This is a genomic window from Nonomuraea sp. NPDC049158, from assembly GCF_040648335.1.
GTDB lineage: Bacteria > Actinomycetota > Actinomycetes > Streptosporangiales > Streptosporangiaceae > Nonomuraea.
Genome location: NZ_JBEZDM010000041.1, coordinates 48670 through 70667, shown reverse-complemented (window position 1 = coordinate 70667; position 21998 = coordinate 48670). Strand labels below are relative to the sequence as shown.

Below are 21998 nucleotides of genomic sequence, written 5' to 3'. Positions count from 1 at the left end.
GCGCGGTCAGTGAGTGCCTGGTCTGGGGATAGGGACGCCGGCGGCGCGGAGCTTGGTCTCGACGAGCGCGATCCCCTGGGCCGCGGCCGATCCCTGCTCTTCGCCGTGGAGGGCGATCAGTTTGTACCGGGTCGCGGCCTCGGTGCGGGCTTGCAGCCCGGTCACGATCTTCAGGTGCGCGGGATTGGCGAGGAAGTGCTCGGCCATGGCGGTGGCGAGCTCGGCGATGCGCGGGTCGTCCGGTGCCCAGTCCGTGGCTTCGGCGCCGCGCTTGATCAAGGCGACGAACCGGGTGTCTTCGAGGGCGTGCTCGACATGAGTGAGGTAGTCGTCGAAGCCCTCGGGGACCAGGGCCCTGGCCAGCACCCAGCCCTCCCTCGCGGCCGCCGCCTCCGCCGCGGAGAAGCCCAGGCCGGACAGCCGCTCCAGCAGCGCCACCGCACGGTCGGGCAGCAGCGCCTGGTCACCGTCGGCGAGCCGACGCAACGTGTCACGCCGCGCGATCAACTCCTCGATCCGTTCGTCGAGCTGCCGCTCCACGTCGGCGAGCGCGGCGGTGAACAGCGCGGGGTCGGCGTCGAGCAGGGGCCCGATCTCGGCCAAGGGCACCCCGGCGGCGGCCAGCGTCCGGACCTGCACAAGCCGCAGCAACTCAGCCGATCCGTACCTCCGGTAGCCGGAGCTGTCGCGTTCCGGCTCCTTCACCAAGCCAAGCTTGTGGTAGTGCCGCACCGTCTTCACCGTGACGCCGACGAATGCCGCCGCCTGCCCGATCGTGACCCCGTTCATCTGCAGAATCCTGTTCTCAGTCCGTCGGCTGACCGAACACCTCGTTGAGGAGCCTTTGCTGAGCGCTCTGGAACGCCGCCGCGATGGACAGGTCGGCGTCGTCCACGCAGTTCAGTGCGGCGACAAGGGTCCTGCCGCCGTCGGGTGTGCTGGACATCAGCGCCGCGTGGCCCACGGCGGCGCCGTTGTGGGAGATGACCGTGCCATTGTCCGTGGTCACCACGAACACGCCCAGGCCGTAGTCCATGTTCGGGATGCCCGTCGGGCGCGGGGCGCACATCTCGGCCAGCAGCGGGGCCGGCAGGAGCTTGCCGCCCAGCAGCGCGGAGATGAACGTGTGGAGGTCCTGGAGGGTCGAGATCATGTCACCGCCGGCGGAGATCCAGGAGGGGTTCTGGCGGGTGATGTCGATCGTCTTCTGCTCGCCGGCGTCCTCGTAGCGGTAGTAGGCGTGGGCGTGCGGCGCGGGGATCTCCGGCGAGGCGCCCGGCACCATGGTGCCTGACAGCCCGAGCGGCTCCAGGATCAGCCGCCGCAACTCCTCGGCGACCGAACGGCCGGTGACCTTCTCGATCAGCAGCCTGGCCAGCACATAGTTGGTGTTGGAATAGCTCCAGCCCGTGCCCGGCTCGAACCGCGCCGGCTTGGACAACGCCAGCTCCACCAGCTCCTCCGGCCGGTAGGACTTGAGCCGGTTGTCCACCCACTCCTTACCCGTGGTGCCGTAGGGGATGGGGATCCCCATGACGACCGTCCCGTCGTCGTAGACCTCGCCGCTGAAGTTGAAGACCCCGCTGGTGTGCTGCAGCAGCATCCGCACCGTGATCCGCTCGTCCAGCCCGAACTCGGGCAGGTAGTACGCCACCGGGGTGTCCAGCCCGACCTTGCCCTCGGCCACCAGTTGCAGCACCAGGGTCGCGGTGAAGGTCTTGGTGGTGCTGCCGATCCGGACATGTCCGTTGATCGGCGGCTTGGCGGTCCCGCCCAGCTCGGCCGCCCCGGCGCTGCCGGCCCACTCGCCCCGCTCATCGTGCACGCGCAGCGACACCCCGACGAAGCCGGAATCGACGATCTCCTCGATCGCCTTCCGCAGCTCCGGGCGATCCCGCCCGGCGGCAACTTCCGGCACGGCCCCGCTGTCCGCGGCGTCGAGGGCTGTGGTGATCTTGCGGGCCATCTCGGCCGCGGCGGGGCTCGGCTGGGCCTGCTGAATCTGGGCGGTTTCGACAGCGATGAGAACGGTGCCGCGGAAGTTGTCGGCCTCGGCCGGATCCTGCTTCTTCAGCAGGCTCATGGCCGTGGTCAGGGCCGGCAGCACGCGGTCGGCGATCTCGGCCACGGACTTGCCGGTCAGGTCCTTGGCCTTGGGGTAGTCGGCGAGCACGTGCCCGATCAGACCGGTGGCCGAGCCCAGCGCGATGCTGCCGTTGGCGGCGATCTTGTGGGGCTTGCCGGCGGCACCGGCGGCGGCCATCAGCGACACGGCGCCGTACGCGGCGATCCGCAGGGTGTTCTTGTCCTGGTCGGAAAGGGTGATCGTCATGGTGGTTCGATCCTTCGGCTGTGTTACGTCGGCGTCGTGCCGCTGCGCCGAGCTTCCACCCTGACCCAAGGTCAACCTCAACCATGATCTAGCTCACACTGATATGGGGCGACGTGCCGACCGTCGCCCGCCCGTCAGCCGGTGAGGGTGAGCGGGTTGATCAGGTCGGCGTAGACGAGCAGGCCGGCCATGATGATCATGGCGAAGGCCAGGGCGTAGGTGAGCGGCAGCACCTTGGCGATGTCCACGTACGCGGGCTCGGGACGCCGCGTGATGCGGGAGTAGGCGCGCTTGAGGCCCTCCCAGAGGCCGCCCGCGATGTGGCCGCCATCGAGCGGCAGCAGCGGGATCAGGTTGAACATGCCGATCGCCAGGTTGAACCCGGCCAGCAGGTTCACCAGGAAGGCGACCTTCTCCACGCCCGACAGGTCAGAGGAGAGGATCTCGCCGCCCATGCGTCCGGCGCCCACGACGCCGACCGGGCCCTCGGGGTCGCGCTTGTCGCCGGAGAACGCGGCGTGCCACACGCCGACCATCTTCTGCGGCAGGTTCAGCAGCGAGTCGGCGACCCGGCCGGTGAGCTGGCCCATGTAACCGATCACGACGCCGAGGCTCTGCTGCTCCCTGACCTCGGTGGGCATGACACCGAGGAAGCCGACGTTCTTCTCGATCTTTTTCGTGTCGGTGGGCGACGGCCGGTCCTGGGCGATGAGCGCCACGTTGAGGGTCATCGGCTTGCCGTCGCGGACGATGCCGACGGCGACGGGGCCGGCGCCGTGCGAGCGGATCAGGCGGGTGGCGTCGTCCCAGGAGGTGATCTTCTGGCCGCCGAAGGAGACGAGCCGGTCCCCGGGCTTCATGCCGGCCTTGGCGGCGGGCGTCGGCTGGTCGGATGCGCGGCAGTCGGTGCGCTGCTCGCTGATCGGGATCACGCAGGTGTTGGTCTTCGGGGACACCACCGGGGTCAGCGCGGGCAGGCCGATGCCGACGAGCAGGACCGAGAAGAGGATGAACGACAGCACGAAGTTCATGAACGGGCCGCCGGACATGATGATGACCTTCTGCCACCACTTCTTCCGGTAGAAGACCCGCTCCTCGTCGCCCGGCCGCACCTCTTCCTGCGCCGCGTCGCGGGCGGTCTCGATGAGACCCTGGAACGGGCCGGTGGAGGAACCCCTGAGCTTGGTGGGATCGTCGCCGGGCCGTGGCGGCAGCATGCCGATCATGCGGATGTAGCCGCCCAGCGGGATCCACTTGATGCCGTACTCGGTCTCACCTCGCCGGATGGACCAGGCGGTCGAGCCGAAGCCGACCATGTACTGGGGCACCCTGACACCGAAGATCTTGGCGGGCACGAAGTGACCGAGTTCGTGCAACGCGACGGACGCCATCAGCCCGATCAGGAAGACTACGATCCCCGCGAGGTAAAGCCAGTTCATCTAGTCCCGCTCCAGGGCAGACAGAAGGTCCCGACAGCCCCAGAGTAGTCGAAGTCATCACACCTCGATGGCTTGCGCACCCTTTGCCGCAGGGCCACATTCCGTTGACAGTAAGCGATCAGGCGATCACTCTGGGGGATGACGGAGGTGGGAGCCTTGATCCGGATTCTGGTCGCCGAGCATCTGCCGCTGGTCCGGCGCGGTTTGGTGGCGTCGCTCGACGCGGAGCCCGACCTGCGGGTGGTCGCCGAGGTGGGAGACGCCGACGGCGTCCTGCCCGCGGCGGCCGCGTGCGCGCCCCACGCGGCGATCGTCGATCTGGACCTGTCCGGCGGGGGCGGCCTGTTCCCCGCGGCGCGGCTGCGCGAGCGGGGCTGTCACGTACTCATCCTGTCGGCGCAGCCCAACCCCGGTCAGGTGCGCAGGGCGTTCGCCACGCACGCGCTCGGGTTCATGAGCCTCGACGTCGCGCCCGAGCGACTCGCCGAGAGCCTGCGGCTGGTCGCCGCCGGGCGCCGTGCGGTCGACTCCGACCTGGCGATCGCCGCCCTCCAGTCGGTCGCCAACCCGCTGACCAGGCGCGAGCTCGACGTGCTGCGGATCGCGGCGGGCGGGGCGCGTTCGACGGAGATCGCCGACCAGCTCTTCCTGTCGGTGGGCACCGTACGCAACCATCTGTCGCGCATCATGTGCAAGACCGGCGCCCGCAACCGCCTCGACGCGGTACGCATCGCGAGCGACTCGGGCTGGCTGTGAAGCCCCCACGATAAGACCGGATCCCGGTGAAGCCGCGCCGCTCCGCCGGGACCCGGAGTGGTGAACTCTTCGAGGATCTCAAAGTCGATCAAGCGCTGCCAGTGACCTTGTTCACCCCTTGACCCGTGTGATTTGTCACGGACGCCAGATGAGCACCAGCGCGCAGTCGTCGTTGTGACCCGACGCCATGGCGTTTACCAGGGCCCGGGCGCCGTCGCGGAAGCCCGAGGGCAGCAGCCGCTCCGCCTCGCCGAGCAGCTTGTCGAGCCCCGCGTCGATGTCGCGCCCCGGCTGCTCGATCAGCCCGTCGGTGTAGAGCAGCAGCGCGTCGCCCTTGCGCAGGGTGCCGCTGTCGGGCTCGCAGTGCAGGTCGGGGACCACGCCGAGGACGACGCCCTTGGCCGTGGCGACCTGCCAGTTGCCCGTGCCCGCGTCGAACTTGACCACCGGCGGGTGACCGGCCGAGGTGATCGTGTAGTCGCCCGTCGCCAGGTCGAGGCGTACGTGCACGGCTGTCACGAACCCCTCGTCGCCGCGCTGGCGGTGCAGGTAGGTGTTGCAGGCGGGCAGGAAGTCGACGCCCGAGCCGAGCAGCCCGCCGAACGTGCCGGACAGCAGCAGCGCTCTGGTGCCCGCGTCGACGCCCTTGCCCGACACGTCGACCAGCGCGATTTCCACCTTGTCCTCGTCGCGCATGGAGACCAGGAAGTCGCCGCCGAAGGAGGAGCCGCCGGCCTGCTTGAGCACGACCTTGCCGCCCCAGTCCTTGGGCAGCGCGGGCAGCTCACCCTGGCTCCTGAGCCGGTCGCGCAGCTCCAGCAGCATGGCGTCGCCGCGCAGCCCCTGCACGCCGAGCTTGCCCCGGGTGCGGGCCATCAGCACCGCCAGCACCGTGGTGAAGCCGATCGTCACCATGAGCCCGAGGCCGATCTGGCCCAGCCCGAGGGTGCCGGCGATATAGCCGAGCGAGATGATCACCGCGACGAGCAGCTTGATCAGGCTGCTCAGCCGGAGCTGCAGGCCGCCCACCAGGAGGACGAGGATGAGCAGCGAGGGCGAGAACCACTCGGTCGAGATCTGCGCAGCGAGCAGTCCGATGACGAGCGTGAGCATCGTCAACGTGACCAGCAGGTTGCGGTCTCTGGCCAAGGAACCTCTCCTGAGGAACCGGACGGCGGACACCAGAAACGGCACCCGCACTAGGAGCGCGCGGAGCCGTGGCGGTATCTGCGGCGCCGAACGGGAACTCATGATGCGCCTGACTGTAGCGCTCTGGCCTCCCTTTGGGCAGCCCACTTGACCAAGGCCTTGATCATTAAGCACGTATATTGGGTGGCCCTCCCCCTTTGCCCGCTCCTACCGTGGACGGATGACGTATCCGATCCGTCCGGTGGACGAGGCCGAGTGGCCGAAGTTCACCGATGTGCTCTCCGAAGGCTTCAACTGGACGCCGCATCCCCAGGTATTCGAACGAGCCAAGGCGCAGACCGAGTTCGATCGGACGCTCGCCGCGTTCGACGGCGATGTCATGGCCGGCGTCACCGCCGTCTTCTCCCTCACGATGACGGTCCCCGGCGCGCAGATCCCCGTCGCGGGAGTCACAGCGGTCAGCGTGCTCCCCTCCCACCGCCGCCGCGGCGTGCTGTCGAGCCTCATGCGCAGGCAGCTGTCCGACGTGCGCGAGCGGGGCGAGTCCGTCGCGGCCCTGTACGCCTCCGAGTCCGTCATCTACGGCAGGTTCGGGTACGGCAGGGCGTCGACCGAGATGGGATTCAGCATCCCGAAGCACGGCTCGGCCTTCGTGGCGAACGCCCCCACGGACCCCGCGCTGCGCCTCAGGGTGGCCAAGCCGGCTGAGGCCCGAGCCGAGTTCGAGCGGCTGTTCGCCTCCGTCGTGACCGACCGCCCCGGGCGCTATCTCCGCGACAAGCACTTCTGGGATGCTCAGCTGGCCGACGAGGAGTTCGACCGGCACGGGGACGGGGCGCTCCGCTCGGTGATCGCCGAGGATGACGGGGGCGTACGCGGTTACGCGCTGTTCAGGGTCAAGGCGGACTGGGACGACAACGGTATGTCCAACGGCCTGCTGAAGCTGGTGGAGCTCGAGGCGACCGACCCCGCCGCCCGCGCGCTGCTGTGGCGCACCGTGCTCGACCGCGACCTGGTCTCCCGGGTGGAGGGCAGCCGGGCGGTGGACGACGCGCTCCTCGCGCTGCTCGCCGACCCACGGCAGCTCCGGGCGACCTGCATCGACGAGCTGTGGGTACGCCTCGTGGAGGTGGACCGGGCGCTGACCTCGCGGGTGTACTCGTCGGCCGTCGACGTGGTGATCGAGGTCGAGGACGACGTGTGCCCGTGGAACGCCCGCCGCTGGCGGCTCAGCGCCGACACCTCGGGCGCGGAGTGCAAGCCGGTGGAGGACGAGCCCGACATGTCGCTGCGGGTCTCCTCGCTCGGCTCGGCGTACATGGGCGACGGCCTGCTCTCGGCGCAGCTCGACGCGGGGCTGCTGCGCGAGCACTCGGCGGGCTCGGTGCGCAGGCTCGCCGCCGCCATGGCGTGGAGCCCGAAGCCGTGGGGAGGACTGTCCTTCTGACGCGCCTTCTGACGCGGTCGCATCAGACAGAGGCCCGTCAGACGCAAGTCCCGCCTGACATAGGCCGCTCACGCGGGCCCCTCTGACGTAGGCTCGCGGGCATGGCACTGCAGAGCTTGCAGATCACCGCGATCACCGCGATGCGGGCCCGCGACGTGTCGCGGCCCTCGAAGGAGCAGCAGGAGGCCGCCGACCGGCGGCCCCTGCGTGACGAGATGCCCAGGCGCGACCCCAAGCGGCGGGCTTAGGGCAGAGAGGGCAGCTGGCCGATCGTCTCGTAGGTCGCCACCTGCGCGATGCGGCGGGCGTGCCGCTCCGAGCCGGAGAACTGCGTGGCGAGGAAGGTCTCCACGAAGCCGGTCGCCTCGTCGTCGGAGTGCATGCGCGCGCCGATGGAGACGATGTTGGCGTTGTTGTGCTCGCGGGCGAGTCTGGCCGTGTCCTGGCTCCAGGCCAGGGCTGCCCGGATGCCGCGCACCTTGTTGGCGGCCATCTGCTCGCCGTTGCCCGAACCCCCGATGACGACGCCCAGGCTGCCCGGATCGCCGGCGACGCCCTCGGCGGCCCGCAGGCAGAACGCCGGATAGTCGTCCTCGGCGTCGTAGACGAACGGACCGCAGTCGGTCACCTCGTGCCCGTTGTCCTTGAGCCAGGACACAAGGTGGTTCTTGAACTCATAGCCGGCATGGTCGGCACCGATATAGACACGCACGCGCCCAGTCTTCCACAGCGCCGCACACGCGCCTCGCACCCGCGCCTCGGCTGGCTAGAGTAAGGACCTCATCGGTTGCCCAGTCCTTACGGAAGTAGAGCATCATGCGCGAGATCCGCGTCCTCGGCGATCCTGTGCTGCGCACACCCGCCGAGCCCGTCGAAGGCTTCGACCGCGAGCTGCGCCGCCTCATCGACGAGATGTTCCAGGCGATGTACGCGGTGGACGGCGTCGGCCTGGCCGGTCCGCAGATCGGCGTGCCCCGGCGGCTGTTCGTCTATGACATCAACCGGCGCAAAGGTCACATGATCAATCCCGTGCTGACCGTGGACGATCCGGAAGAGGTGCTGGACGAGGAGGGCTGCCTGTCGGTGCCCGACCGGGAGACGGGCACGCCGATCTACGCCCCGGTGGCGCGGGCGGCGGGGGTGACCGTCGAGGGGTTCGACCGGCTCGGCCGCCCGCAGCGCGTCAAGGCACGCGGCTCGCTGGCCCGCTGCTTCCAGCACGAGAGCGAGCACCTCGACGGGAGGCTGTACGTCGACCGGCTGCCGAAAACGGAGGCGCGCAAGATCATGCTCAGAACGTAGGTTGGCGGCATGAGCGAATCTTCGGGAAAGGTCTTTTCGGGGAAGGGCGCGTTGGTCACAGGTGGCTCCCGGGGCATCGGGCGGGCCATCGTCGAGCGGCTGACCGCTGACGGCGCCGAGGTGGTCTTCACCTATCGCGGCAACGCGGAGTCGGCCAAGGAGGTGGCCGCGGCGACCGGAGCGCATGCCGTACAAGCTGATCAAGCGAGCAGAGCGGATCTCGACCGGCTGTTCGCCACGGCCGAGGAGCTGTTGCCGGGGCTCGACATCCTGGTCGCCAACGCGGCGGAGACCGGGCTGGGGCTGATCGCCGACGTCACGGACGAGTCCTACGAGCGGGTGTTCGCGGTCAACGCGCGTTCGGCGTTCCTGGCCATCCAGTGGGCCGGGCGGGTGATGCGCGACGGCGGGCGGATCATCAACATCTCCACGCTCAACACGCGCGTGCCCGGCCCGGGGATCTCCCTCTACGCGGGGAGCAAGGCGGCCGTCGAGCAGTTCACCAAGGTCGCGGCGCGTGAGCTGGGCGGGCGCGGCATCACGGCCAACATCGTCTCGCCCGGCGCGACCGACACCGACATGCTGCGCGACGGCAATTCGCCGGAGGCGCTCGAACAGGTCCCCGCGATGACCGCGCTGCGCCGGCTGGGGCAGCCGGACGACATCGCGGCCGTGGTCGCGTTCCTGGCCGGGCCCGACGGGCGGTGGATCACCGGCCAGAACCTGCTGGCGGCCGGTGGGCTGCACCTCTGAAGACAGGCTTTGGAGCTGCAACTTCAGAGCTGCAGCGACTTGACCTCGAGGAACTCCTCCAGCCCGTGCTCGCCCAGTTCGCGGCCGATGCCCGACTGCTTGTAGCCGCCGAACGGGGCGAGCGGGTTGAAGGCGCCGCCGTTGATCGTGACCTGCCCGGTGCGCAGCCCGCGGGCCACCGCGACCGCGCGCTCCTGGGTGCCCGCCCACACCGCGCCGGCCAGGCCGTAGGGGGTGTCATTGGCGATGCGGAGGGCCTGGTCTTCGCTGGTATAGGGGATGATCGACAGGACCGGGCCGAAGATCTCCTCCTGCTCGATCGTCATGCCCGGCTCGACCGCGGCGAAGACGGTCGGCTCGACGTAGAAGCCGCGCGGGTGCGGGCGTTCGGTGCCCCCGGTCACCAGCCTGGCGCCCTCTTCCTGGCCCCGGTTGATGTAGTGGATCACGCGGTCACGCTGGGCCTCGGAGACGAGCGGGCCGATGCGGGTGCTCTCGTCGAACGGATCGCCCACGGTGTAGCGGCGCGCCGCGTCGACGGCGAGGTGGACCGCGTCGTCGTACTGGTCGCGGTGGACGATCATGCGGGTCCACGCCGAGCAGGTCTGGCCGGCGTTGATGAAGCAGTTGGCGACGCCGACCTTGACGGCGGCGCCCAGGTCGGCGTCGGGCAGGATCAGGTTGGCGGACTTGCCGCCGAGCTCCAGCGCCACCCGCTTGACCGATTCGACCGCCAGCGACGCCACCCGGCGCCCGGCGGCCGTCGAGCCGGTGAAGGAGATCATGTCGACCTCCGGGTGCGCGGCCATGGCCTCGCCCACCACCGGGCCGCGCCCGCTGACCAGGTTGAACACGCCGGCGGGCAGGCCCACCTCGTGGAAGATCTCGGCCAGCGCGTACGCCGCCAGCGGCGCCACCTCGGACGGCTTGAGCACGACCGTACATCCGGCGGCCAGAGCCGGGCCGACCTTGCACACGATCTGGTGCAACGGATAGTTCCACGGGGTGATCGCGGCGACCACGCCGACCGGCTCCTTGAGCACCAGCGAGTTGCCGACGCGCGACTCGCGCGGATGGCTCTCGGCCAGCCGGGCGTAGCCGGCCAGCACACCAGCGGGCATCAGCGTCTGCACCTTGAGCGCGAAGCCCAGGGGCGAGCCCATGTCGGTCGCGATGGTCTTGGCGATGTCGCCGGCCCGCTCGGTCAGCAGCTCGGCGGCGGCGGCCAGCAGCTTGCCGCGCTCGGCGGCGGGAGTGGCCGACCAGGAGGGAAAGGCGCTGCGCGCGGCGCGTACGGCCGCCTCGACGTCGTCGGGGGCGCCCGCCGGCACCCGGTCGATGATCTGCTCAGTGGCCGGATTGACGACCTCGATGGGCTCACCGGAAACCGAAGCGGTCCAGGCACCGCCGATGTACAGCTGACGCATAGCCCCCATCCTCGCGCGCCGGCCGTCGCTGGGCGAGGGCGTGGCGCCTTGTGCGGCTGCTCTTTCAGAAGAGTACGGCCGGACGCACTGGATGGGCGCGGATTGCGCCGCCACAAGTCACTGCGAGGTGAAAATCAGCGGCGCAGGTCAGTCGAAGCTCGGCCGCCGGGTGCGCGAGCGCTTGAGCTCGAAGAAGTCATCGAACTCGGTGACCAGCAGCACGCCGTCCCAGAGCCGGCCCGCGTCCTCACCCCTGGGGATGGTGGTGACCACCGGGCCGAAGAAGGCGTTGGAGCCGACGCGGATGACGGGGGTGCCGACCTCCTGGCCGACCAGGGTGATGCCCTCGTTGTGCGACTTGCGGATGGCGTCGTCGTACTCGGTCGAGTCCATGGCCTCGGCGGCCAGGCCCTTGTCGAGACCCACGGCCTCGAGCGACTCCTCGGCGATCACGCGCAGGGTGTCGATGTCCCGGCCCCGGCCCTCGTTGTGCAGGCGGGTGCCGAACTCGGTGTAGAGGCGGCCGACGTACTCCTCGCCGAAGCGGTCGGCGGCGGTGGCGATGACCCTGATGAGCTTCGCGCCCCTGGCGGACGACGCGCGGTATTCGTCAGAGACGTCCTTGTCCTCGTTGAGGACCTGCAGGCTCATGATGCGCCAGCGAGGCTCGATCGGACGAACCTTCTCGACTTCGAGCAGCCATCGTGACGTCACCCAGGCAAATGGGCAGAAAGGATCGAACCAAAGGTCTACGGGGGTCGTGTCAGTCACGAGGGCCATAACCTGGGGTGTCGATGTCCTATTCCCCGCGTGGCAGGATACCGACAAACCTCCATAAAGTGACGAAAAGAAGTGCGAAAAGGAGTGGAACTTGGCAGGCAACCTGACCCGGGACGAGGCTCGCGAGCGCGCCCGGCTGTTGAAGGTCGAGTCGTATGAGGTCGCACTCGATCTGACCGAGGGAGACGAGCGCTTCGAGAGTGTCACGACCGTCCGGTTCAGCAGCACCCGGCCGGGCTCGGCCACGTTCATCGACCTCCACGGCGCGCACGTACGCAACGTCACGCTCAACGGAAACGACCTCGATGTCTCCACCTATGACGCGGAGAAGGGGCGCTTCCCGCTCCCCTCGCTGGCCGAGTCCAACGAGCTGCGCGTCGACGCCGACTGCGTCTACATGCGCAGCGGCGAGGGGCTGCACCGCTTCGTCGACCCGGTGGACCAGAAGGTCTACCTGCACAGCCAGTTCGAGACGGCCGACGCGCACCGCATGTACGCCTGTTTCGACCAGCCCGACCTCAAGGCCACCTTCCAGCTGACCGCGCTGGCCCCGGCCGACTGGGAGGTCGTCTCCAACGCGGCGGCCACGTCGGTCGAGCACCTGCCCGAGCAGACCGGCAAGCACGGCACGGTGCAGGCGGCCAGGCGCTGGCTGTTCCCCGCCACGCCGGTCATGTCGACCTACATCACCGCGCTGGTGGCCGGACCTTACTACAAGGTGACCTCCGAGCACGACGGCATCCCGCTGGGCATCTACTGCCGCGACTCGCTCGCCGAGCACCTCGACGCCGACAACATCCTTGAGGTCACCCGGCAGGGCTTCGACTTCTTCCACAAGGTGTTCGGCGTCCGCTACCCGTTCGGCAAGTACGACCAGCTGTTCGTGCCGGAGTTCAACGCGGGCGCGATGGAGAACGCCGGCTGCGTGACGTTCCTGGAGGACTACGTCTTCCGGTCCAGGGTCACCGACGCCGTCGTCGAGCGGCGCGCCGAGACGATCCTGCACGAGATGGCGCACATGTGGTTCGGCGACCTCGTGACCATGCGCTGGTGGGACGACCTGTGGCTGAACGAGTCATTCGCCACCTACATGTCGGTGCTCGCCCAGGCCGAGGCGACCCGCTGGGGCAAGGGCGCCTGGACGACGTTCGCGAACGTGGAGAAGTCCTGGGCCTACCGCCAGGACCAGCTGCCGTCCACGCACCCGATCGCCGCGGACATCCCCGACATGCAGGCGGTCGAGGTCAACTTCGACGGCATCACCTACGCCAAGGGCGCCTCGGTGCTCAAGCAGCTGGTCGCCTACGTCGGGCTGGACAACTTCCTGGCCGGGGTGCGCGACTACTTCGGCGAGCACGCCTGGGGCAACACCGAGCTGAAGGACCTGCTCGGGGCGCTGGAGCGGACCTCGGGGCGCGACCTGTCGTCGTGGTCCAAGGAGTGGCTGGAGACCGCCTGGGTCAACACGCTGCGCCCGTCGTTCACGGTCGCCGACGGCCGCTTCGAGACCTTCGAGGTGCTGCAGGAGGCGCCGGCCGACTACCCGACGCTGCGCTCGCACCGGGTCGCGGTCGGCCTCTACTCGCTGGCCGACGGTGTGCTGACGCGTACCAAGCGGGTCGAGCTGGACGTGGTGGGCGCCAAGACGAGCGTCGCGGAGCTGGTCGGGGAGGAGCAGCCCGACCTGGTCCTGGTCAACGACGACGACCTGACCTACGCCAAGATCCGCCTGGACGAGCGGTCGCTGCGTACCCTGGTCGACGGCGGCATCGCCGGCTTCACCGAGTCGCTGCCCCGGGCCCTGTGCTGGTCGGCCGCGTGGGACATGACCCGCGACGGCGAGATGTCCACCCACGACTACGTCAAGCTGGTCGTCTCGGGCGTCGGCACGGTCAAGGACATCACGGTCCTGCAGGCCGTGCTCCGGCAGGCGCGGATGGCCGCGCAGCAGTACGCCGACCCGGCCTGGCGGGCCGAGGGCCTGTCGCTGCTGGCCGCCGAGCTGCGCGAGCTGCTCGCCACGGCGGCGCCCGGCTCGGACCACCAGCTCGCCTTCCTGCAGGCGTTCGCGCCCACGGCCACCTCCGAGGCCGACCTGGCGATCATCTCCGGCATCCTGGACGGCTCGGCCGTGCCCGAGGGCCTGACCGTCGACACCGACCTGCGCTGGACGCTCGTCCACGCGCTGGTGGTGGGCGGGCAGCTGGACGGCGCCGACATCGACGCCGAGCTGGCGCGCGACGCCACCGCCACCGGCGAGCGCTCCGCGGCGCTGTGCCGGGCGGCCATCCCGACGGCCGAGGGCAAGGCCGCCGCGTGGGCCTCGATCGTGGGCGGCAAGCTGGCCAACCACATCGCCCGTACGACGGTCAACGGCTTCCAGGACCCGCACCACCCGGAGCTGCTGGCCCCCTACCGGGAGAAGTACTTCGCGGAGATCGGCCGGATCTACCGGGAGTGGACCTTCGACCAGGCGCAGACGTTCACGGTCGGCTGCTTCCCCGCGCTGCTCATCGAGCCGGAGACCGTGCGGGCGGCGGAGTCCTACCTGGAGAAGGAGCAGCCGCCGCAGGCGCTGCGCCGGATGATCCTGGAGGGCGCCGACGGCGTCAGCCGCGCTCTGCGCAACCGCGCGAAGGACGCCTCCTAGCGCACAGCTCTTGAGAAGGGGTCTCCGGTGACGGAGGCCCCTTTTCGCGTTCCCGGACTCTTGACAGCGGCCTGCGGCGGCTTCATATTTTCAGCACTAACTTTATTTCTAAAGAAAGTCGTTCTCATCACATGGCAGGCACTGATCGCGGTGATCTCACAAGGACGGCGATCCTCGCGCTCCTCGGCACCGTCGGCCCGCTGAGCCGCACCGAGCTGGCGCGCGAGCTGGACCTGAGTCCGGCGACCGTCACGCAGCTCACGCGCGAGCTCATGGGTTACGGGATGCTCGAGGAGCTCGACCTCAAGCCGTCGCGCGGCGGGCGGCCCGCCCAGCGGCTCGGGCTGGTGGGCAGCGCGGGCCGCGCGCTCGGCGTGAAGGTGACGGCCGACCATCTGGTGCTGGTCGACGTGCGGCTCGACGGCGAGGTGCTGGGGGCCTGGGAGTGCGCGTTCGACCCGTCGTCCCCCGAGGCGCTGGACCGGCTGGCCGACGCCGTCGAGGCGGTGGTCTCGGGCAGCGGACACGGGCTGACGGCGCGTACGTCCGCCTCGGCCGGCCACGGACAGGCGCCGCCGCTCCTCGGGATCGGCGTCGGGGTGCCCGGCAGTGTGGAGGACCAAGCGGTCGGCACGGTCAACGCGCCGACCCTGGGGTGGCAGGCCATGCCGGTGGGCGAGCGGCTGCGGCGGCGGCTCAAGCTGCCCGTGCTGGTGGAGAACGACGTGAACGCGCTGGCGGCGGCCGAGCGGCTCTACGGCAGGGGGCGGACCCATCGGGACTTCCTGGTGCTGACCATCGGACGCGGCGTCGGCGCGGCGATCGTGGCCGACGGGCGGGTCTACCGGGGGGCCAGGGGCGGGGCCGGGGAGTTCGGGCACGTGCCGGTCGATCCGGCGGGGCCGGTGTGCGGGTGCGGGGCGCGCGGATGCCTGGAGGCGTACGTCGGCTCGGCGGGGCTGCTGGCGGCGGCCCGCGCCAAGAACGGCGGCTCGGCCGGGCCGCTGGCGGCGGCTCTCGCCAAGGACGGCGGCTCGGCCGGTCTTACCGGGCTGGGCGCGGCCGGGGCGGCGGGCGATCCGGCGGCGCGGGAGGTGTTCGCCGAGGCGGGGGCCGTGCTCGGGCGGGCCGCGGCGGGGCTGATCAACGTGGTCGATCCCGAGGTCGTGGTGGTGCTCGGCGAGGGGACGGCCGACTGGCCGCTCTGGCGGGTGGGCTTCGACCCGGCCGTCAGGGCGCAGCTGTATCCGGGGCGCAGGGACATCTCGATCGAGGTCGAGAGCTGGGACGACACCAGCTGGGCCCAGGGCGCGGCGGCCCTCGTCCTGGCCACCCCCTTCGACGCCGCCGGGGCCGCCGGGGAGCAGGGCCGCCTGGTACGGGCCCGCCTGATCGGGACGACGCCATGAGCCGGTTACAGAGGAGCGAGCGCATGACCCTCACCGCCGTCCGGCCACAGGCCGGGGGCACGCAGGAGCGGCGGGCGCCGCGGCGGCGATGGCGCTACGCCGGGACCGTGGCCGTGTTCCTGCTGCCCAGCCTGATCCCGCTGACGCTCTACACGCTGATCCCGATGGTCGCCTCCTTCTGGACGAGCCTCCACGAATGGGACCTCATCACCGAGATGCGCTGGGTCGGTCTCGGCAACTACGTCGAGCTGCTCGGCGACGCCGGGACGCGGGCCGCGTTCCTGCACACGCTGTACTTCATCGCCGGTTACCTGCCCCTCGTCTACCTGGGCGGACTGGGACTGGCTCTGCTGCTGAACAGGGCGATGCCAGGACGCGGGCTGCTGCGCGGCATCTACTTCCTGCCCGTCATCACCAGCTGGGTCGTCGTGGCGCTGATGTGGAAGTGGCTGCTCAACCCGGCCAGCGGGGTCGTCAACTGGGCGCTGGGGCTGTTCGGCGTCAGCGGGCCCGGCTGGTGGACCGACCCGGACTGGGCGATGCCGTCGATCATCTTCGCCTCGGCCTGGAAGGACCTGGGCTTCGTGATGATCATCCTGCTGGCGGGGCTGCAGGCCATCCCTCGGGAGTTCCAGGAGGCCGCCATGGTCGACGGGGCGGGCGCCGTCCGCCGGTTCAGGCACATCACGCTGCCGCTGCTGTCGCCGTCGTCGTTCTTCGTGGTGGTGATCTCGCTGATCAACGGCTTCCAGGTCTTCGACCAGGTGAAGATCATGACGGGTGGCGGGCCCGGCGGCGCGACGCAGGTCGTCGTGTCGCAGATCTACGACCTCACTTTCCGGTACGGCCGGGCGGGCGCGGCCTCGGCGCTGTCGTGGCTGCTGTTCGCCCTGGTGCTGCTCGTGACGATCGTGCAGATCCGGGGGCAGAGGCGGTGGGTGACCTATGGGTAAGGCGATCCGCTATCTGCTGGTGGGGCTCGGCGCGGTGGTCATGCTGTTCCCGTTCGCCTGGGCGGTGATCACCTCGATCACGCCGAGCGACGCCGTGCTGGCCGTACCGCCGGACTTCACGCCCGACAACGCGAGCCTGGACGCGTACGGCAAGCTGCTCGACACGCTGCCCTTCTGGCGGATCGTGGCCAACAGCGCCTGGATCGGGGCGGCCTCCACCACGCTGCAGCTCCTCACCAGCGCGATGGCCGCCTACGCCTTCGCCAGGCTGCCGTTCCCGGGACGCGGCGCGCTGTTCGCCGTCTACCTGGCGACGCTGATGATGCCGCTGCCCGTGCTGGTCGTGCCGCTGTTCATCGAGATGCGGACGTTCAACCTGGTCGACACGTACTTCGCGCTGCTGGCGCCGACGATCGCGTCGGCGTTCGGGGTGTTCCTGCTGCGGCAGGCCATCAACCAGGTGCCGAGGGAGTTCGACGAGGCGGCCGTGCTGGACGGCGCCGGACATTTCCGAATTTTTGTGTACGTGGTGCTGCCGCTGATCAGGCCGGCCCTGGCCACGTTCGCCATCTTCGGCTTCATGGCCAGCTGGAACAGCTATCTCTGGCCGCTGATCATCATCAAGTCGCCCGAGTTCATGACGCTTCCGCTGGGCCTGGCCACGCTGCACGGCCAGTTCACCACCGAGTGGGACGTGGTCATGGCGGGCTCGGTGATCAGCGTGGTGCCGATCCTCATCCTCTACGTCTTCGCGCAGAAGCACGTCATCGCCAGTGTCGCGCAGAGCGGGCTCAAGTAGTTGTGCACAAGTAAAGGAAGTCCCCCCATGTCACAGAAGATCAGGGTCGCCGCCTCTTTGGCGGCCGCCGCGCTGCTCGCCACCGCCTGCTCCCAGGGGTCGGCGACGAAGGCCCCGTCCGGCGAGGGCGGCAAGGTGACGCTGCGGTACTTCACGTTCTCGGCCGCGCCCGACCACGTGAAGGACCTGGACAAGATCGAGAAGGCCTTCGAGAAGGAGAACCCGAAGGTCGACGTGGTGGTGGAGACCGCGCCCTTCGACGAGTACTTCACCAAGCTCCAGACCAGCATCGCCGGCGGCACCGCGCCCGACACCTTCGAGCTCAACTACGAGAACTTCGTGACCTACGCCAGCGCGGGCTCCCTGCTCGACCTGGACACGGTGAAGGGCGACGGCGACCCGTCGGTGTACGCCAAGGAATCGCTCGAGGCGTTCAAGCGCGACGGCAAGCAGTACGCGCTGCCCGCCTCGTTCTCCACGGTCGTGCTCTTCTACAACAAGGACCTCTTCGACAAGGCCGGAGTGGCCCCGCCGACGGCCGACTGGACCTGGGCCGACGAGCAGGCCGCCGCCGCGAAGCTGACGGACAAGAAGAAGGGCGTCTTCGGCGACTTCCAGCCGGTGCAGTTCTTCGAGTTCTACAAGACGCTCAAGCAGGCGGGCGGCGAGTTCCTGTCGGCCGACGGCAAGAAGTCGACCTTCAACAGCCCGGCCGGGGTCAAGGCGGCGCAGTGGCTGGTCTCCAAGGTCGGCAAGACGATGCCGACCGAGGCGGAGATCGGCGGCACCGCCGACTACGACACCAACCTCTTCAAGTCCGGCAAGCTCGCCATGTGGCACAACGGCATCTGGCAGTTCGCCGGGCTGAAGGACGCCGCCTTCACCTGGGACGTGGTCGTCGAGCCCGGTGAGAGCGCCAAGGCCAGCGCCGTCTTCCACAACGCCGTCGCCGCCTCCTCCGGCACCAAGCACGGCAAGGAGGCCTGGGCCTGGGCCCGGTACCTGTCGTCGTCGAACACCGCGGCGACCACCCGCGTCGAGTCGTCGTGGGAGCTGCCGCCGGTCGCCGACCAGGCGGTGCTGTCCGGCTATCTCAAGGACCCCAAGCCCGCCAACCGCCAGGCGGTGTTCGACTCGTTGAAGTCGATCGCGCTGCCGCCGGTCATCAAGCGCCAGCAGGAGATGCAGGACGCCGTGACCAAGCAGCTGACCGAGGCCGCCGCCGGGCGCAAGCCGGTGGAGGAGGCGCTCAAGAGCGCCGCCGCCGAGGTCGACGCCCTGCTCGGCTGAGTTGCCCGCCCACTCATCTCAGGAGATCGGTTCCCGTGACCCTCGTGTCGCACAGCCTCGACGTGATCCAAAGGCTCCAGTCCCCCACCGGCGCCTATCCGGCGTCGCCCACCTTCTCCGCCTATCGCGGCTACTCGTGGCTGCGTGATGGGGCGTTCATCGCCGAGGGGGTGAGCAGGCACGGCGACGCCGCCGGTGCGGACGCCTTCCACGCCTGGTGCGCCAGGGTGATCGGCGACCGGGCGGGACAGGTCGACTCGCTCGTCTCGCGTGCGGGACGCGATGAACCGGTCTCGCCCGCCGAGATGCTGCCGACGCGGTTCACACTCGACGGCGTGGACGGGGACGTCGACTGGTGGGACTTCCAGCTCGACGGGTACGGCACGTGGCTGTGGGCGCTGCGCGAGCACTGCTTCCGGCACGGCCGGGCGGTCCCGGGGGTGGAGAAGGGAGTGCGGACGGCGGCCCGGTATCTCACCTCGTTCTGGGACATGCCGTGTTACGACTGGTGGGAGGAGCACGTCGAGCAGCGGCACGTGGCGACGCTGGGCGCGGTACACGCCGGGCTGCGGGCGGCCGTCGCGCTGGGCGTGCTGAGCGGGCCGGAGACAGAGGCGGCGGGGCGTGCGGTGGAGGGCATCGCGGCCCTGGTGGCCGCCGAGGGCGTCTCGGGCGCCGCCTCCGCCACCTCCGCTACCGCCTCCAACGGCGGGACGTCCGGCCTCGGGACGTCCGGCGGCGGGGCTTTGAAGTCCGGATATCTCACGAAATGGCTGGGCAGTGAGGCCGTGGACGCCAGTCTGCTCGCGTGCGTCGAGCCGTTCGGGCTCTACGCGGCCGATCATCCGGTCGGCGCGGCGACGGTGGCCGAGGTGGAGCGGCAGCTGGCCGTCGATGGGGGCGTGTACCGCTACCTGGCCGACACCTTCTACGGCGGCGGGCGCTGGGTGCTGCTGGCCGGGTTCCTCGGCTGGAACCACGCGCGGGCCGGGCGGCGCGCCGAGGCCCGGCGGTACCTGGACTGGATGGCGGCCCAGGCGACCGCCGAGGGTGACCTGCCCGAGCAGGTGTCCGACCGGCTGCTGGCGCCCGACCGGCTCCAGGAGTGGCTGGATCGCTGGGGCACCGTGGCCACGCCGCTTCTGTGGTCGCACGGGATGTACCTGATCCTCGCCGACGAGCTGAACGGGCTGAACGGGCTGGATGAGCAGGATGGGCTGAATGGGCTGGGGGTGCGGGCATGATCCGGCATCGGCCGTACGGGTCCGGGCATCCGTACGCCACGACCGAGGACCAGCGCGTGCCCGCCTGGCCGATGGACGGCGAGGCGGTGGAGCTACGGGTGCGAGCCTCGGCGAAGGTCGTCTCGGTGGTGTGCGAATGGGCCGCCGACGGTGCGGCGCCGATGGACCTGCCACTGGCCCAAGCCGGGGACCACACCGGTGACGCGGCCGAGGCGGTTGACGGCGGGCACCTGGCCAGCGCGGTTGACGGCGGGGACCTGGCAGGCGCGGTTGACGGCGGGCACCTGGCCGGCGCGCAGGCCAGGGCGGCGCGGGCCGCCGCCGGATCGTGGGTGACGCGCTCGCCCGTGTTGCGCGCCGGGCATCGGTACGCCTACCGATTCCGGGCCGCGCTGGACGGCGGTGGGAGCCGTACCAGCAGGTGGTTCGAGGTGACGGCGGCGGCCTGGGGCCGGACGGGCGGGAAGCTCGTCGTGCGCGGCGCCGACCGGGTGGTGCCGGGGAGCGTGCGGTGGCTGGTCGGCGGCGAGGGGGCGCGGCGGGTGCGGTTCGAGCTGGCGCTGGCCGACGGCGAGCACGTGGTGGGGTTCGGCGAGCGGTTCGACGCGGTGGACCAGCGCGGGCGGCGGCTGGACGCGGTGGTGTTCGAGCAGTACAAGGCGCAGGGGGCGCACGGCAGGACGTACCTGCCGATGCCGTTCGCGCTCGTGGTCGGCGGGGCGGCGAGCTGGGGGTTCCACGTCGAGACGTCCAGGCGGACCTGGTACGACGTCGGCGCGTCCACGCCGGACCGGCTGGTGGTGGAGGCGGAGGTGGGGCCGGACGGCGAGCCCTCGGTCCGGCTCTATGACGGCGCGACCCCGGCCGACGTGCTGCGGGACTTCCTGGACGAGGTGGGGCGGCCGACGGAGCTGCCCTCGTGGGTGTTCCGGCTGTGGGCCAGCGGCAACGAGTGGAACACGCAGGAACGCGTGATGGCCGAGATGGACCGGCACCGCGAGCACGACATCCCCGTCGGGGCGCTGGTCATCGAGGCGTGGAGCGACGAGACGACGTTCACGGCGTTCCGGGGGGCCGAATACGAGCCGTCGGAGGAACCGCACCGGCTGGCGGACTACGCCTTCCCACCGGACGGGCCGTGGCCGAACCCCAAGGGCATGGTGGATGAGCTGCACCAGCGGGATATCAAGGTGCTGCTCTGGCAGATCCCGCTGCAGAAGATGCGCCCGCACCCCCGGCACCAGGCGGCCGTGGACGCCCGGCAGCTGGTCGAGCGCGGCTACGGGGTCAGGGAGGCCGACGGCCGGCCGTACCGGAACCGGGGCTGGTGGTTCCCGCTGGCGCTCATGCCCGACCTGTCCTCGCCCGAGGTCCGCGACTGGTGGACGGCCAAGCGCGCCTACCTGGTGGACGAGGTGGGCGTGGACGGGTTCAAGACCGACGGCGGCGAGCACGCGTGGGGCCACGACCTGCGCTACGCCGACGGGCGCAGGGGCGACGACGGCAACGGCCTGTTCCCCGTGCATTACGCGCGGGCCTTCGGCGAGCTGCTGGAGCGCTACGGCAAGGCTCCGGTGACGTTCAGCCGGGCCGGGTTCGCCGGGTCCCAGCCGCACGGGGCGTTCTGGGCCGGGGACGAGGACTCGACCTGGGCGGCGTTCCGGTCGTCCATCAGGGCCGGGATCACCGCCTCGGCCTGCGGGATCGTCTATTGGGGCTGGGACCTGGCCGGGTTCTCCGGTGACCTGCCCGATGCCGAGCTCTATCTGCGGGCGGCCGGGGCGGCGGCGTTCATGCCGATCATGCAGTACCACTCGGAGTTCAACCACCACCGCCTGCCTCTCAGGGACCGCACGCCGTGGAACGTGGCCGAGCGGACCGGCGACGACCGGGTGCTGCCCGTCTTCAGGCGGCTGGCCAAGGTGCGTGAGCGGCTCGTGCCGTACCTGGTGGGACAGGCCCGCCAGGCGGTCGGCGGCGGGGCGCCGCTGATGCGCGGGCTGTTCTTCGACCACCCGGACGACCCGCGCGTCTGGGAGCATCCGCTGCAGTACAAGCTGGGCGACGCGCTGCTGGTGGCCCCGGTGACGGCGCCCGAGATCGCGGAGCAACCGGTCTACCTGCCCGAAGGCGACTGGGTCGACGTCTGGACCGGCCGCGCCCACCGCGGCGGGCGCGAGGTCACGCTGCCCGCGCCGCTCGACCGCCCGCCGGTCCTCTGTACGGCGGAGCACTGGCCTCACCTCTCACCCGTGTTCGCCACCTGAT

Annotated in this window: 19 protein-coding genes; 12 read left to right on the top strand and 7 right to left on the bottom strand. The window is 70.3% G+C overall.

Annotation, left to right across the window (positions count from 1 at the left end):
- Window positions 1–6: 6 nt before the first annotated feature.
- The 3 genes from AB0B61_RS48675 to AB0B61_RS48665 all read right to left on the bottom strand — a co-directional run bounded on the left by AB0B61_RS48675 (window position 7) and on the right by AB0B61_RS48665 (window position 3771).
- Window positions 7–789, bottom strand: coding sequence for a MerR family transcriptional regulator (locus tag AB0B61_RS48675; RefSeq protein WP_358447759.1), 783 nt, complete (start codon window positions 787–789; stop codon window positions 7–9).
- 16 nt (window positions 790–805) lie between these two features.
- Window positions 806–2332, bottom strand: a complete 1527-nt coding sequence (locus AB0B61_RS48670) for a serine hydrolase domain-containing protein (RefSeq protein WP_358447757.1) — start codon at window positions 2330–2332, stop codon at window positions 806–808.
- Window positions 2333–2466: 134 nt separating this feature from the next.
- Window positions 2467–3771: a site-2 protease family protein gene (locus tag AB0B61_RS48665; RefSeq protein ID WP_358447756.1), complete on the bottom strand. Its 1305-nt coding sequence runs from the start codon at window positions 3769–3771 to the stop codon at window positions 2467–2469.
- A gap of 156 nt (window positions 3772–3927) precedes the next feature.
- On the opposite strand from AB0B61_RS48665, the gene AB0B61_RS48660 reads away from it, so the two are divergent.
- A complete protein-coding gene (locus AB0B61_RS48660; RefSeq protein ID WP_358447754.1) occupies window positions 3928–4527 on the top strand; it encodes a response regulator transcription factor in 600 nt (199 codons plus the stop codon).
- Window positions 4528–4662: 135 nt separating this feature from the next.
- Here the strand turns inward: AB0B61_RS48660 and AB0B61_RS48655 are convergent, their stop codons facing one another.
- Window positions 4663–5778 (bottom strand): PP2C family protein-serine/threonine phosphatase, encoded by a 1116-nt coding sequence (locus tag AB0B61_RS48655; protein ID WP_358447753.1) that lies wholly within the window; start codon window positions 5776–5778, stop codon window positions 4663–4665.
- A 118-nt stretch (window positions 5779–5896) separates the two neighbouring features.
- Between AB0B61_RS48655 and AB0B61_RS48650 the strand changes: the two genes are divergently transcribed.
- Both AB0B61_RS48650 and AB0B61_RS48645 read left to right on the top strand, forming a co-directional pair.
- On the top strand, window positions 5897–7123 hold the full coding sequence (locus AB0B61_RS48650; protein WP_358447751.1) for a GNAT family N-acetyltransferase: 1227 nt from the start codon (window positions 5897–5899) through the stop codon (window positions 7121–7123).
- Between the two features lie 101 nt (window positions 7124–7224).
- Entirely contained in the window at window positions 7225–7371 is a 147-nt protein-coding gene (locus AB0B61_RS48645; protein WP_225292569.1) for a hypothetical protein, read from the top strand.
- Here the strand turns inward: AB0B61_RS48645 and AB0B61_RS48640 are convergent.
- A complete protein-coding gene (locus AB0B61_RS48640; RefSeq protein ID WP_358447749.1) occupies window positions 7368–7835 on the bottom strand; it encodes a ribose-5-phosphate isomerase in 468 nt (155 codons plus the stop codon). The genes AB0B61_RS48645 and AB0B61_RS48640 overlap by 4 nt on opposite strands.
- A gap of 104 nt (window positions 7836–7939) precedes the next feature.
- Between AB0B61_RS48640 and def the strand changes: the two genes are divergently transcribed.
- Both def and AB0B61_RS48630 read left to right on the top strand, forming a co-directional pair.
- Window positions 7940–8425: a peptide deformylase gene (def, locus tag AB0B61_RS48635; RefSeq protein ID WP_358447747.1), complete on the top strand. Its 486-nt coding sequence runs from the start codon at window positions 7940–7942 to the stop codon at window positions 8423–8425.
- Between the two features lie 9 nt (window positions 8426–8434).
- Window positions 8435–9178: an SDR family oxidoreductase gene (locus tag AB0B61_RS48630; protein WP_358447745.1), complete on the top strand. Its 744-nt coding sequence runs from the start codon at window positions 8435–8437 to the stop codon at window positions 9176–9178.
- Between the two features lie 23 nt (window positions 9179–9201).
- Here AB0B61_RS48630 and AB0B61_RS48625 read toward each other — a convergent pair whose 3' ends face one another.
- Both AB0B61_RS48625 and AB0B61_RS48620 read right to left on the bottom strand, forming a co-directional pair.
- Window positions 9202–10605, bottom strand: coding sequence for an aldehyde dehydrogenase family protein (locus AB0B61_RS48625; protein WP_358447744.1), 1404 nt, complete (start codon window positions 10603–10605; stop codon window positions 9202–9204).
- 147 nt (window positions 10606–10752) lie between these two features.
- Complete coding sequence (locus AB0B61_RS48620) at window positions 10753–11256, bottom strand: disulfide bond formation protein DsbA (RefSeq protein WP_358447742.1); 504 nt, start codon at window positions 11254–11256, stop codon at window positions 10753–10755.
- A gap of 220 nt (window positions 11257–11476) precedes the next feature.
- On the opposite strand from AB0B61_RS48620, the gene pepN reads away from it, so the two are divergent.
- The 7 genes from pepN to AB0B61_RS48585 all read left to right on the top strand — a co-directional run bounded on the left by pepN (window position 11477) and on the right by AB0B61_RS48585 (window position 21997).
- The gene (gene pepN, locus AB0B61_RS48615) at window positions 11477–14035 is read left to right on the top strand and encodes an aminopeptidase N (protein WP_358447740.1); all 2559 of its coding nucleotides are present in this window, start codon (window positions 11477–11479) and stop codon (window positions 14033–14035) included.
- Between the two features lie 131 nt (window positions 14036–14166).
- Window positions 14167–15444, top strand: a complete 1278-nt coding sequence (locus AB0B61_RS48610; RefSeq protein WP_358447738.1) for an ROK family transcriptional regulator — start codon at window positions 14167–14169, stop codon at window positions 15442–15444.
- A 23-nt stretch (window positions 15445–15467) separates the two neighbouring features.
- The gene (locus AB0B61_RS48605; protein WP_358447736.1) at window positions 15468–16397 is read left to right on the top strand and encodes a sugar ABC transporter permease; all 930 of its coding nucleotides are present in this window, start codon (window positions 15468–15470) and stop codon (window positions 16395–16397) included.
- Entirely contained in the window at window positions 16390–17196 is an 807-nt protein-coding gene (locus AB0B61_RS48600; RefSeq protein WP_358447734.1) for a carbohydrate ABC transporter permease, read from the top strand. Before AB0B61_RS48605 ends, AB0B61_RS48600 begins: the two co-directional genes overlap by 8 nt.
- Window positions 17197–17223: 27 nt before the next feature.
- Window positions 17224–18486, top strand: a complete 1263-nt coding sequence (locus tag AB0B61_RS48595) for a sugar ABC transporter substrate-binding protein (protein WP_358447732.1) — start codon at window positions 17224–17226, stop codon at window positions 18484–18486.
- A gap of 35 nt (window positions 18487–18521) precedes the next feature.
- Complete coding sequence (locus AB0B61_RS48590; RefSeq protein ID WP_358447730.1) at window positions 18522–19730, top strand: glycoside hydrolase family 15 protein; 1209 nt, start codon at window positions 18522–18524, stop codon at window positions 19728–19730.
- Window positions 19727–21997, top strand: a complete 2271-nt coding sequence (locus tag AB0B61_RS48585; protein ID WP_358447728.1) for a TIM-barrel domain-containing protein — start codon at window positions 19727–19729, stop codon at window positions 21995–21997. Before AB0B61_RS48590 ends, AB0B61_RS48585 begins: the two co-directional genes overlap by 4 nt.
- The last annotated feature ends 1 nt before the right edge of the window (window position 21998 follow it).

Excerpts from the sequence above, each read along its gene's own strand:
- AB0B61_RS48585 (WP_358447728.1), top strand. The coding sequence starts at position 19,727 with ATGATCCGGCATCGGCCGTACGGGTCCGGGCATCCGTACGCCACGACC.
- AB0B61_RS48600 (WP_358447734.1), top strand. The coding sequence starts at position 16,390 with ATGGGTAAGGCGATCCGCTATCTGCTGGTGGGGCTCGGCGCGGTGGTC.
- AB0B61_RS48675 (WP_358447759.1), bottom strand. The coding sequence starts at position 789 with ATGAACGGGGTCACGATCGGGCAGGCGGCGGCATTCGTCGGCGTCACG.
- AB0B61_RS48605 (WP_358447736.1), top strand. The coding sequence starts at position 15,468 with ATGACCCTCACCGCCGTCCGGCCACAGGCCGGGGGCACGCAGGAGCGG.
- def (WP_358447747.1), top strand. The coding sequence starts at position 7,940 with ATGCGCGAGATCCGCGTCCTCGGCGATCCTGTGCTGCGCACACCCGCC.
- AB0B61_RS48650 (WP_358447751.1), top strand. The coding sequence starts at position 5,897 with ATGACGTATCCGATCCGTCCGGTGGACGAGGCCGAGTGGCCGAAGTTC.
- AB0B61_RS48670 (WP_358447757.1), bottom strand. The coding sequence starts at position 2,332 with ATGACGATCACCCTTTCCGACCAGGACAAGAACACCCTGCGGATCGCC.
- AB0B61_RS48665 (WP_358447756.1), bottom strand. The coding sequence starts at position 3,771 with ATGAACTGGCTTTACCTCGCGGGGATCGTAGTCTTCCTGATCGGGCTG.
- AB0B61_RS48595 (WP_358447732.1), top strand. The coding sequence starts at position 17,224 with ATGTCACAGAAGATCAGGGTCGCCGCCTCTTTGGCGGCCGCCGCGCTG.
- AB0B61_RS48610 (WP_358447738.1), top strand. The coding sequence starts at position 14,167 with ATGGCAGGCACTGATCGCGGTGATCTCACAAGGACGGCGATCCTCGCG.
- AB0B61_RS48620 (WP_358447742.1), bottom strand. The coding sequence starts at position 11,256 with ATGAGCCTGCAGGTCCTCAACGAGGACAAGGACGTCTCTGACGAATAC.
- AB0B61_RS48630 (WP_358447745.1), top strand. The coding sequence starts at position 8,435 with ATGAGCGAATCTTCGGGAAAGGTCTTTTCGGGGAAGGGCGCGTTGGTC.
- AB0B61_RS48645 (WP_225292569.1), top strand. The coding sequence starts at position 7,225 with ATGGCACTGCAGAGCTTGCAGATCACCGCGATCACCGCGATGCGGGCC.
- AB0B61_RS48655 (WP_358447753.1), bottom strand. The coding sequence starts at position 5,778 with ATGAGTTCCCGTTCGGCGCCGCAGATACCGCCACGGCTCCGCGCGCTC.
- AB0B61_RS48625 (WP_358447744.1), bottom strand. The coding sequence starts at position 10,605 with ATGCGTCAGCTGTACATCGGCGGTGCCTGGACCGCTTCGGTTTCCGGT.